Below are 10,772 nucleotides of genomic sequence, written 5' to 3' on the forward strand. Positions count from 1 at the left end.
TATTAGTCGGGGTTCTCGCCGCTGCCAGCATGACGCTTGGAAACCTGGCCGCATTCTGGCAAGACGACGTTCGCCGGCTGCTCGGCTGGTCAACCGTCAGCCAAGTCGGCTACCTCCTGCTGCCGATCGCAGTCGCCGGGCGCAGTGACCTCGCCCTGCCATCACTGCTGCTCTATCTCGCCGGCTACGCCGCCACCAACCTCACCGCCTTCGCCGTGGTAGCGGCACTGCCCACTCGCCGCACCATCACCGACTATCGCGGTGCGGCCAGAACCCACCCCTGGCTCGCCGGTACCCTCATCGTGAGCCTGCTCGGCCTCGTCGGAACACCCCCGACCATCGTGTTCATCGGCAAACTCACCACACTCGCCGCCGCCTGGGACGGAGGCCTCGTCTGGCTCGTGATCATCGCCGTGATCAATAGCGTGGCAAGCCTGTTCTATTACCTGCGCTGGCTGGCACCAATGTTTTCCCGCGCTCCTGTGCCTCCGTTTTCCCCGCCGACCTCGTCACCTGCCACTGCCGCAGCACGTGTACGACGCCGCTGGGCAGCCCGCTCCGCCATCACGGGGGCAACATCCATACTTATTCTCGGCATCGTCGCCGGCGGCATCCTGTCCATCGCCAACACTCCCCTCTCTCACTGAATGAGCCGCGCTCACGCATCGACTCCAGAAAGTGTTCCTTGTCAAAGAACATTTTTCAGTGAAGACGCCATCTCGCGCGAGCCAACGCGACGCACATCTACGCCCATTCGATAACACGAAGCCACCATCTCGTGCCGCGATAGAGCTTGCGGCACGCATTCGGAATATATTTCGTGCGACGTTTCGAGCAAATCAGCTTCCGAGATGCTCTCAGCGTCTCGTTCAAGCGTTGCTGCCGGGAATGGACACGCTCACTAAATGACCGTGTTGACTGGATTTCATCTGGCAGACCGCGGATTTTTTGCGAGTGAGGTGCTCGATATCGCACCGGAAGTTCTCGGTTGCATCCTGCAACGCACCGATGACGATGGCACGGTAGCCATTCAAATTACCGAGGTCGAGGCATATGCGAGTGAACGCGACCCCGGCGCACACACCTATCGTGGTAACACGAATCGGAATAAAACAATGTTCGGTCCTGCCGGATACCTTTACTGCTACTTCACTTATGGGACGCACCACGCACTGAACATCGTTGCCGGGCACTCAGGCCGACCATACGGTTGTCTCATCAGGGCAGGAAACGTGCTGGCAAGAAACGACATCGACCGAATCAGGCAAGAAAGCAAACCTCGAAAAGTTCCTCGCCGAGAAAGTGGTTTGGCGCGGAGCCCAGGCTGCGTTGCCCAAAGTGAATATTGGCTTCTGTGGGCTCCACCGGTGGTGCGGGTGAGCGCCACTGTTCAGATTCGTGATGCGCGCTGTTCAGCACCACTACCGGCGTGGTTGAGCACCACCTGAAGGGATCCTTCCACCATGTGATGGCCACGTGGTGGAAGGAGTACTGGTAATGGTACGGAAGATCAAAGCGAAGCTGGTGTTGCAGCTACGTAATCAAAGTTTGTCGCGACGAGCGATTGAGTCTGCTCACGGGATATCCCGGCACAGCATTCAGGCAGTCCTTGATGCGGCGGACCGGCTGGGTTTCGGTTGGAACGATGTCGCGGAGATGTCCGAGGCCGAGGTCTATGCGGCGTTGTTTCCTGGCCGCGGGGTCCGGGAGAGTGTCTTTGCGCAGCCGGACTGGCCCCGGGTGCACACCGAGCTGGCCCGGGTGGGAGTGACGTTGAAGCTTTTGCACCAAGAGTATGTCGACGCGTCTTCTCGTGCCGGGCAGGCCGTGATGAGTTACGACCGGTTCTGCCGGCTCTATGGTGACTACGCCGCCGTGACTGGTGCGTCGTCCCGCGTTGGCCACAAGGCCGGCCGCAGCATCGAGGTCGACTGGTCGGGGCCGACGATGCAGCTGTTGGATCCGACGACGGGTGAAATCTCGAAGGTGTATTTGTTCGTCGCGTGTCTGCCGTTTAGCCGGTATGCGTTCGTGGAAGCCACGTTGGATATGCGGCAGGAGTCGTGGCTGCGCGCCCACACGGCGATGTTCGCTTTCTTTGGCGGGAGCGTGCCACGTCTGGTGCCGGACAACTTGAAGACCGGGGTGATTTCCCACCCGCGCGAGGGCGAGGTTGTTCTCAACGACGCCTACCGGGAGATGGCGGCGCACTATTCGGCAGCGGTGTTGCCGGGACGTGTCCGGGCGCCTAAAGACTATCCTGAGGATTCTGTTATCCCGAGTATCGGCCGCGATGCCGTTGCGGTCGCGGCCTGAGCGCCCACTTCCTCGGGATAATTACTTCAGCCCAGCGAGCTGCAGCATGAGGTCGTCGCCTCCCGTCCAGAGCGGCGCGAGGTCGGGTGTTGCGCTGCCTGCTTTCTGGATTGCTTCGCGGACCATCCGGTTATCGGCCGACGCGTAGACGCTCGTGGTCGCGATATTCGCGTGACCGAGGAACTCCTTGATGTGGGGAAGCGGAACTCCGGCGCGCAGCATCTGCATGGCGCGGGCGTGCCGAAGCTGGTGGGCATGGATCTTCTCCGGGAGCTCTGGACACTGGTGTCGTGCTGCGGTGGCGTGTTTGTTGAGTAGGTAGGTGATGTTGTCCTGGCTCATCTGGTGGCGGCGACCTGCCCGGACAGTGAAGAACACCTTGCCTGCGGTGTCCGTGGTGCTGGGGTGGAACTCGCTCAAGTATTGGTCGAGATGCCGTGCGGTTTTGTCCATCAGGGGAACGGTTCTACTTTTGCGTCCTTTGCCGGTGAGCGTCACCCGAGCGGCGCCGATCGTGGTGTCGATATCGGCTGGGGACAGGTCCAAGATTTCCTGAATCCGAGCTGCGGCGTCGAAGGTGAGCAGGATGAGGGTCGTGTCCCGGCGGCCGCGACTGGTGTCCTGACCGGGGGCGCGGATGAGCGCGTCGACAGAGGGCATGCTCAGCCCGTCCGGTGCTCGCGTTGATGTGCGGGCGGGTCTGACCTGAGTGACGCCGAGCCAGATCGATACCAGAGCGGGATCCTCGCCGGCGCAATACGACAGGAACGACTTTATCGCCGCCAGGCGCTGATTGGCGGACGAGGCACCAAGATGCTGGCCGTCCAGCAGCCAGGTGAGAAAGGCGGTGATGGTGGAGCGGTTGATTACCTCGAAGCTGACCTCGGCCAGGGCGAGGTGCTGCGACTGGCGAAGATAGTCGAGCAGTGCGTTCAAGGCGGTTTTGTAGGAGCGGATCGTGTGGGGGCTGAGCTGGCGCGACCGGGGCAGGTGGATGGTCAGCCAAGAACGCACCAGGCCGAAGAACTCATCGGAGGCCATCGGAGGCCTCCAAAAGATCAGATTCGATACTGGTGTTGGCGATCCGGCGCAGGTCGACGTGGAAGTCCGCGGCGAGGTGAAAGTAGTACCAGGTGTCCTCCGTGTTAGCGTGCCCGAGGTGCAGGCTCAGGTAAGCGACCAACGCTTCCGGATCTTTTCCGGCGAACACCCACCGGTTGATGTTTTCGACGACGTGGGCGTGGCGGAGGTCGTAAACGCGCGGCGGAGAACCGGCGCTGGACACGATGTGCGGGGCGGCAGCGGCCAACAGCTGCTGGAACCAATAGTCGATCGTGCACTGGCTATAGAAGTTTCCGTAACGGTTCGGGAAGAACGGCATCCGATCCGGATAGTGGGCGCTGATCGTCGCGTCATAGGTTCGGCAATATTCGTGCAGGTCCGATGACATATAGACGATGCGGTCCTTGTGCCCTTTGGACTGCCGGATACTGACGGTGCCGCGAACCAGGTCGACGTCGTTGCAACGCAACGTCCGAGCTTCGCTCGGCCGAAGTCCCAGGCAGTAAATTATGCGGAAGATCACCGGGATAATCACTTCCCGCCTGCCGCCATAACGGGTGGTTTGGAGGTTGTCGGCGGCGTTGAAAAGGGACCGCAGCTGCGCGTGAGAGTAAATGTGCGGGCGGTACCGGATTTGTTTGCCAGGGATCCCCGACGGAATGACGAAGGCGGCCAGACCGAGGGCGCCCATGTGTTTGGCCAGTTGCCGGATCGGGGTGGTCCGCCGCATCTGCCCGTTGACATGCTCAGCAGGCCGGGCGACAGCCCATGCCATGGCCATCTCCTTCGTCAGCGACACCTCGCCCGGGTAAGTCTCAGCACACATCTTGTCGAAGCGGCGCAGATGCGACTCGGAGTTCACGTAGGGCAACCCGATCGCGTGCTTGACCTCGAGCAGCGACTGCAGCGGAGCGGCGAGGCCGCTGACAAAGCCGCTCACGACCGTGTTCCTTTCGGCTCGATGCCGACGAAGTCGAGACAACACGCTCGCATGTGGATTTCATCGGCGGACAGATAGTGTTTCGCTGACGTGATGCTCCGGTGCCCGATCACGCCGGAGATTACCGGCAGTGGTGTGCCGTCTGCCAGCAGCCGGGTAGCGAACGAGGCCCGCAATACCCGGAAGCCGCGACCCGTGCCGTTCTGGGTGACAATGCCGGAGCGAGCAAAGGCCCGCGAGGCCACCCAATACAAACTGTCGGCCGGGGCCAAGCCAACATAAGGGGCCTGGGAGCGCAGAAACACGTGGTCATCCTCACCACCAGCGGGTCTGCCGTGCAGCAGGTAATCCGCGATCGCCTCACCAACCTCGGCCAGCAACGGCAACGTCACCGTCGCCCCGGTTTTGTGCTGGGTCAGAGTGATTCGTGCCTGCGACCAATCGATATCGCGCAACCGTGACCCTGCCATGTCCACCGGCCGCAGACCCGTCCTTGCGCCCAGTATTAATAGCGCCCTGTCCCTTAAACCCATTGGTGTGGAGACAACCACGGCGTTCACTAACGCGTCGATACCGTCGGCAGAGACAACTCCCACCGAGCGGACACGCCGCACCCTCTGAGCCGGGACCGCCTGCGAGAGTCCGGCGCCGTAGCCGGATTCCTCCCAGAAACGACACAACACGCGCAGCGCCGAGACCACCGTCCTCATACTTCCCGGCTGATACCGACTACCGAGAAACACCACCATCGCCGACACGTCTATCCTGGACAGCGCCCGAACATCAGCCACGCCGCGTTCGGGCAACCACGCCAACGCGGTGCGGGACACCGTGGCATACAAATTCTGGGTCATGCCGGCCAACGACTGGTCCTGCAACCATTGCTCAAACTGTTCCTGGACCGGACGGAAAGCACCGTTTAGCGCGTCATTGGGATGCTTCTGACGAGACAGCCGCCATTCGTAGGACCCAGTCCGCGCCACCTCCGACAGCACCAAGGCGGCCTTGCGCAGGAGCCTGCGTTTCCACTCCTTGTATCGGCCGGCCCGATGCTCCGCCGCAACGAATTCAATAAACGCGGCGACCGCCTCCTCGGAGAACTCCTCGATACCGTCGCGGGAACAGAATCGCTTGAATTGGGACCACGCCCACCGGTACTGCATCGTCGTCGACGGCGCATGCTGCAGCCCACTCACCGCACCATCCGCCTGCGCAATCAACTCCTGTATAGAAACACTCATCTCCGGCTCACCTCCAGTGAAATCGAAAGAGATGAGCCAGCGTAGGCGGGCCGCGATTATCCCGAGGAAATCAGCCTTCAGGCCGCGACCGCAAAGGCATCGCGGCCGATACTCGGGATAACAGAATCCTCGGGATAGTCGCGCTTATCCCGAATTCGGGATAAGAAAGACAAGGCGAGCGTCGAGAACACCGTTTCCCATGTCGCGACCTGGGTCATCGCTGGCCTCAGACAGGAGCAGTTCACGTCCCTGCCGCAGTTGCGGATTCGGATCGCGGAGCAGATCGATGCTTACAACCGGCAGCCGTTTCAGAAACGCGACGGATCTCGGCTGAGCGTGTTCACCGCGGAGGAGAAGCCGCTGATGCAGCCGCTGCCAGCGGCCCCGTTCGAGATCAGCACGTGGTCCTACAAACGCAAGGTGAATAAGAACGCTCACCTGGTCTGGGCGAAGAACTTCTACTCCGTCCCCTTCGGCCACATCGGCGGCTCCGTGGACCTTCGCGTCACGGACACGATGCTGGAGGTCTATCGGAACGATGAGCGTCTCACTAGTCATCTGCTGCTGCCGGCCATCACGACGAATCAGTATCAGACCAACGATGCTGACCTGCCCGAGGGGCGCAGTTGGCAGGCCTGGGACCGGGTCCGGATCGACGACTGGGCCGCTCGGATGGGCCCGGCCACGGTGACGGTGATCGGCAAGATCTTCGAAGCCGCCTCGATCGAGGAGGCCGGCTACGACCCAGCGTTGGCGGTGGTGCGCCTGTCGCGCCGGTTCTCCCCGACCCGAGTGGAGGCGGCCTGCGAGCTGGCGTTGCGGGGGCCGATCCGCTCCCCGCGGTATGCGCACCTGCGGCCGATCCTCGACACCGGGCAAGACAAAACGGGGAACGTCCCCGATCGGTCTGAGGCTGATGGCGGCGGATATGTCCGCGGCAGCGCCTACTACGCCGGCGGCACCCGATGAGCCGGCTGGACGGGGAGACCAAACGCAAGCTCCGCGAAATGAACGCCGGCGAGCTCCTGGAAGCGATCGACAGTCAGGACGAAACCCTCACCATCGGCATGCCGTTTGAAGAGCGAGTGCGCCTGGTCGTCGACGACGCCTATTCCACCTTCACGCACTCCAAAGTGGAGGGTTTGATCCGTCGGGCGGGGCTGCGTTACCCGAACGCTGACCTGCGCCGCATCGATCTGCTCGACGAACGCAGCCTCAACCGCCAGCTGCTGACCCAGCTCGGCACCTGCTCCTTCGTCGCCCGGCAGCAGAACGTCGTCTTCCAGGGGTTCACCGGGTCGGGGAAGTCGTATCTGGGCTGCGCGATCGCTAAACGCGCCTGCGAGCATCGCATCCGCGCCCACTATGTCCGCATGCCCGACCTCGAAGAAGCCTGGGTCGCCGCGCAAGACAGGCTAGGCGGGTCCGGCAAGTTCCTCCGCAAATACGCCGCATTCACGTTGCTCGTTGTTGACGAGTGGTTGCTGGACCGGCCGACGGAATCAATGCGCGGCATGTTGCTGGAGTTGATGGAGCGCCGCTATGGCGAAACGTCGACGGTGTTCTGCACGCAGTATTCGCAGAAGGACTGGCACCAGCGCCTCGGCTCCGGCGTTCACGCGGACGCGATTATGGACCGGATCATCCACAACACGGTCTGGGTTGAGACCGGCACCTACAACATGAGGGAACACACCGCGCTGACCAGCGTCTAATCCAGTACGGAGGGCGTCAGTGGTTCCCAACCACACCGCCACTGGCACTCTCTCGCACGTTCCATGGTGCTGAACCGCACGATTGGGTGGTGCTCAAAGCCTCAAATACTCACAAAGCTTTGGGGCAACCCTAGCCAACGACGGTGATGGTCTTTTTAGTGGTCAAAGGAAATTTTTCGTTCCTGATGACGAACTAGTCCTACCCCACCGAGCTGGCCTCCGCATTGGCGTCAGCGGGCCCGGCGGCGATTCAACAAACTTTCCTTGGCATTACTGGTTAGCTGATGCGTCATCCGTTTCAACATACAAACCAGGCCGTCCATAACCATGACCTCAAAACAAATTGTGGCAATTTCACCAATTCGAGGGCGTCACCATCCGATCCGTGGCCGTCGTCAAATAACACGACCGACAGCACACGTGGCGCATCAGTCGGTCCATCGTTCCCGATGACTGCTGCACATTCCGTTCGACGACACTCAGAATGACCATCAGCTTTTGTGTATAGCTGAGTCAGGACTTTTCTTCAGCAAGCGTTGATGAAAACCGCTCGCAGATCGCCTTAAATGGAGGACTCGGTGAGGACCAGTGGTAGCGTCACCGAACCGCGGATCACAGGTCTCCCACGGATACGGCGGATTCCAACATTTCTATTGCTCGCTCGGTGGTAAGCACTACCCCGGCGATGTAGTTGAAGTTGGTCAGGGCGGCCGCATACCCGTCGCCGAGTTCAGGGTGCTGTGCAGCGGCGGTCGCGTCGGCAACGACGGCCACGTCAAATCCCTGTTCCAACAGTTCACGTAGGTGGCTTTCGATGCACAGGTTTGCTGACATTCCTGCGAGCACAACCTTGCTAATTCCGCGTTTACGCAGCTGGAGCACGAGGTCGTTCTGCTCGGGTCCGTAGATCTTGTGCGGGCTACACACTACCGTCTTGCCGTCTTGCAGGAACGGTTTGTAGCGTTCTAGCCAGTCAGCTCCTGAGCCAGAAAATCCGTCAAGATCCAAGGGCCCCGGCCGATCGAACATGCCGATCTTGTGCATCATCTTTTCCAAGGTTCCGCCGAATTCCCACTGGTGATCGTGGGGGAAATAATAATGCGGAGATACGAAAACTTCATACCCAGAGGCCTTGGCACTCACGAGCAGCTGCTCAATGTGCTCGACGGTGTTATTCTCTTCTACGCTCTTACCGACCAGTTCCCAAGTCGCACCGGTGGGGCTGAGAAAATCGTTTTGTGGGTCCGTCAGCACGAGTGCTGTGGTGGATGTATCAAACAACATAAACATTCTCCTTCATCAAGGTCACGAGCAATAAGGCGGCACGCTCACTGAGCTGACAGCTCAGAGGTACGACCGATCTGCACCAGCGGATTCGTCCGCCGCCCATCCAGGCTGCGCCATCCTCGATGACATCTTCACCAGGCCGTCCAGTGGCGGGACTGCCCCGAAAGGCCCGAACGGGTACGAAGGACAACCTCTCCTAGCCGATGAACAGTTCCGCCACAGCGCTGGCGGTAGAGCCAACCGCGATGCCGCCGCCCATTTCATCGATCGTGCAAGCAGCACGATTGTTAGGCCGTTTGCGGTGGAAGGCTCTGGTGAGTGCTGACCGCCAGACGGTTCCACACGTTGATCGCAGCAATGGCCATCAAGAGCTGCACAATTTCCCTCTCCTCGAAATCCGCAACGCCCGTCGACTCATCGACGGTGGAGAGACAGCAACAACGGTTGCCCGCGATCTGGAATGTCCAGAGCAACTTTTAATCGCCGAACGCGGTCATTGAACCCCGCCAGAGTCTCATCTGAGGCGTCAGAACGTGCCCCGTATAACCTCCCCCACGCCGACCGGTGGATTCAGGATTAGTACCGGCCGGGGTAGTACGGGTAGGGCGGGTAGACATATCCCATTCCCCAATAGGGCAAGAACCCGTAATAACCATAAGTTTCATAAAAAAAGTCGCTGTCGTCAACGAGATCGGGATCATAGGGCGGCGATCCAGCCACAGTGTCGGTCAATAGGTTCAGGTGGACGTCTTTATCGCCGATATTGGTGATCGCGTCGACAGGAATGAAAGACTTATCTTTGCCCATTCCCAGGAAACCGCCCGTGGCGACTTCAAAGAATCGCACTTTCTCTTCCTGCTCGTCGATCAGAAGAGCGTCCACTTTCCCGAGGTTATTGCCGTCCTTGTCGAGAACTCGGTATCCCCGGATGTCGGAATCCGTCGCGGCGATGGTCATATGGGTGTCCTGTAGCCGGACAAGCTTGCTGCGCTCTGCAGATGTCATAATTCAAGTCCTTTCAATCGGTTGTGAGAGTGAGAATTACAAGGAAACGTCCAGGAAAGACGGTTACGCATCGGGGGTCTCTTGTCGATGCTGTCTAGACGAGTCTCAGACAAGCAGCCGAGGATCTCAGTCTTTTTCCAGTCGACGGCTAGCTGTCTTGATGAATGGTGGCCACATGGTCGCTCATTTTAGAGTCGGCGGAAAATTTATCACTCAATAACCCCTCAGAACAGTTCTTACATAGTGCGCTGCTGAGGGTGGAGCCTTAATTTAAGAATATGACTTCGGGTCCACTTGGTCAAGGAGCCGCATTGAACGATAGAAAATCTCTGCGTGGATCTTTTTGTTGCTTTATTTGAAACCTCCACTTAGGCACGGTCTTGAAACGGTTGGTGGATATGCATTCCTGATGTCTATTCAGCAACGCGTGTCCTCGATATCCCGGCTCATATACCAAGCAGCAGCCTGTTTTATACAGGATCGGCTCCCCATCTTGTGGCCGACTCGCTGCGCAACCGCATTAGTCGACGCCGCATCGGCTGCGAGTAAATTGTGTTTGCCTGCCTGTCACAAAACTCTGGTTCTCGTTGTGAGTCGCGGCCTGTCCCGGCATGCCTGGAAAAAAATGAGAGCCCGAGGTCGGATGCAGTGAGGAGCACCGCGACAAAAGTTATCCACAGATGCAGCGCGTACTAGCCTTACCCCCGTTGACTGGGCACCTCACACGAGTGAATTTTCACATGGGAAACACACGCAGAGAGTTCACTCCTGAGTACAAAGACGAGCCTGTGAAGCTGGCGATCAATACCGCTCGGGCTTCACGCCCGTGCATGTCCAGGCAGTACGCACATCCGTTGATCTGCGAAGCACGAATTTTCACGAGCGCCAACAGAGGTTCACCCAGACTTCCCGCGTGGATTTACTTTTCGGGGAAGGGGACATCGGTGTACCGGCCTCAGGACCGACGTCGGGGACGAAAACGCGTTACTCGAATGTCATTGTCTGTCTGTTTTTGCGGTGCGTGTGCTTCGAGTGGCTCCTAGGGAGTGTGTCGCTCGATGAAGTCCTCGATCAGATGCGCAATGGTGTCCAGCTGCTCATCCAAGGCGAAGTGCCCGGTGTCGAGCAGGTGCAGTTCAGCGGAGGGAAGATCATCGAGGTAGGCTCGCGCGCCTGCCTCAGGGAAGAACTGATCGTTACGTCCCC

The 10,772-nt window shown here is 59.6% G+C and carries 11 protein-coding genes and 1 pseudogene; 6 read left to right on the forward strand and 6 right to left on the reverse strand.

What is annotated here, in order from left to right; translation table 11 throughout:
- From CXY75_RS00375 to istA, 3 genes and pseudogenes are all read left to right on the forward strand, one after another.
- Positions 1–647, forward strand: a 647-nt coding sequence (locus tag CXY75_RS00375; protein WP_304481703.1) for a proton-conducting transporter membrane subunit, incomplete at its 5' end; no start/stop codon positions are given.
- A gap of 258 nt (positions 648–905) precedes the next feature.
- On the forward strand, positions 906–1,448 hold the full coding sequence (locus CXY75_RS00380; protein ID WP_104080915.1) for a DNA-3-methyladenine glycosylase: 543 nt from the start codon (positions 906–908) through the stop codon (positions 1,446–1,448).
- A 49-nt stretch (positions 1,449–1,497) separates the two neighbouring features.
- Positions 1,498–2,313, forward strand: a pseudogene (istA, locus tag CXY75_RS00385) (IS21 family transposase); the annotation flags it as partial.
- A 24-nt stretch (positions 2,314–2,337) separates the two neighbouring features.
- Here the strand turns inward: istA and CXY75_RS00390 are convergent.
- The 3 genes from CXY75_RS00390 to CXY75_RS00400 are packed head-to-tail and all read right to left on the reverse strand — an operon-like array spanning position 2,338 to position 5,559.
- A complete protein-coding gene (locus CXY75_RS00390) occupies positions 2,338–3,357 on the reverse strand; it encodes a tyrosine-type recombinase/integrase (RefSeq protein WP_104080917.1) in 1,020 nt (339 codons plus the stop codon).
- Positions 3,344–4,318 (reverse strand): tyrosine-type recombinase/integrase, encoded by a 975-nt coding sequence (locus CXY75_RS00395; protein WP_104080918.1) that lies wholly within the window; start codon positions 4,316–4,318, stop codon positions 3,344–3,346. The genes CXY75_RS00390 and CXY75_RS00395 overlap by 14 nt, the downstream gene beginning before the upstream one ends.
- Positions 4,315–5,559 carry a tyrosine-type recombinase/integrase gene (locus CXY75_RS00400; protein WP_104080919.1) on the reverse strand — a complete coding sequence of 415 codons (1,245 nt, stop codon included), beginning with the start codon at positions 5,557–5,559 and terminating at the stop codon, positions 4,315–4,317. Before CXY75_RS00400 ends, CXY75_RS00395 begins: the two co-directional genes overlap by 4 nt.
- A 258-nt stretch (positions 5,560–5,817) precedes the next feature.
- On the opposite strand from CXY75_RS00400, the gene CXY75_RS00405 reads away from it, so the two are divergent.
- Positions 5,818–6,528: a hypothetical protein gene (locus tag CXY75_RS00405; protein ID WP_104080920.1), complete on the forward strand. Its 711-nt coding sequence runs from the start codon at positions 5,818–5,820 to the stop codon at positions 6,526–6,528.
- Positions 6,525–7,274, forward strand: coding sequence for an ATP-binding protein (locus tag CXY75_RS00410; RefSeq protein WP_104080921.1), 750 nt, complete (start codon positions 6,525–6,527; stop codon positions 7,272–7,274). Before CXY75_RS00405 ends, CXY75_RS00410 begins: the two co-directional genes overlap by 4 nt.
- Before the next feature lie 612 nt (positions 7,275–7,886).
- Here the strand turns inward: CXY75_RS00410 and CXY75_RS00415 are convergent.
- Entirely contained in the window at positions 7,887–8,558 is a 672-nt protein-coding gene (locus CXY75_RS00415; protein WP_104080922.1) for an isochorismatase family protein, read from the reverse strand.
- A 206-nt stretch (positions 8,559–8,764) separates the two neighbouring features.
- Here CXY75_RS00415 and CXY75_RS19605 point away from each other — a divergent pair, with 206 nt between their 5' ends.
- Complete coding sequence (locus tag CXY75_RS19605) at positions 8,765–9,061, forward strand: hypothetical protein (protein WP_158251070.1); 297 nt, start codon at positions 8,765–8,767, stop codon at positions 9,059–9,061.
- A gap of 76 nt (positions 9,062–9,137) precedes the next feature.
- Here CXY75_RS19605 and CXY75_RS00425 read toward each other — a convergent pair whose 3' ends face one another.
- Positions 9,138–9,566, reverse strand: a complete 429-nt coding sequence (locus CXY75_RS00425) for a PRC-barrel domain-containing protein (RefSeq protein ID WP_104080923.1) — start codon at positions 9,564–9,566, stop codon at positions 9,138–9,140.
- A gap of 736 nt (positions 9,567–10,302) precedes the next feature.
- Complete coding sequence (locus CXY75_RS00430) at positions 10,303–10,485, reverse strand: carboxymuconolactone decarboxylase family protein (RefSeq protein WP_104080924.1); 183 nt, start codon at positions 10,483–10,485, stop codon at positions 10,303–10,305.
- Between the last annotated feature and the right edge of the window lie 287 nt (positions 10,486–10,772).

It is taken from the genome of Cryobacterium sp. Y11 (assembly GCF_002929535.1).
GTDB lineage: Bacteria > Actinomycetota > Actinomycetes > Actinomycetales > Microbacteriaceae > Cryobacterium.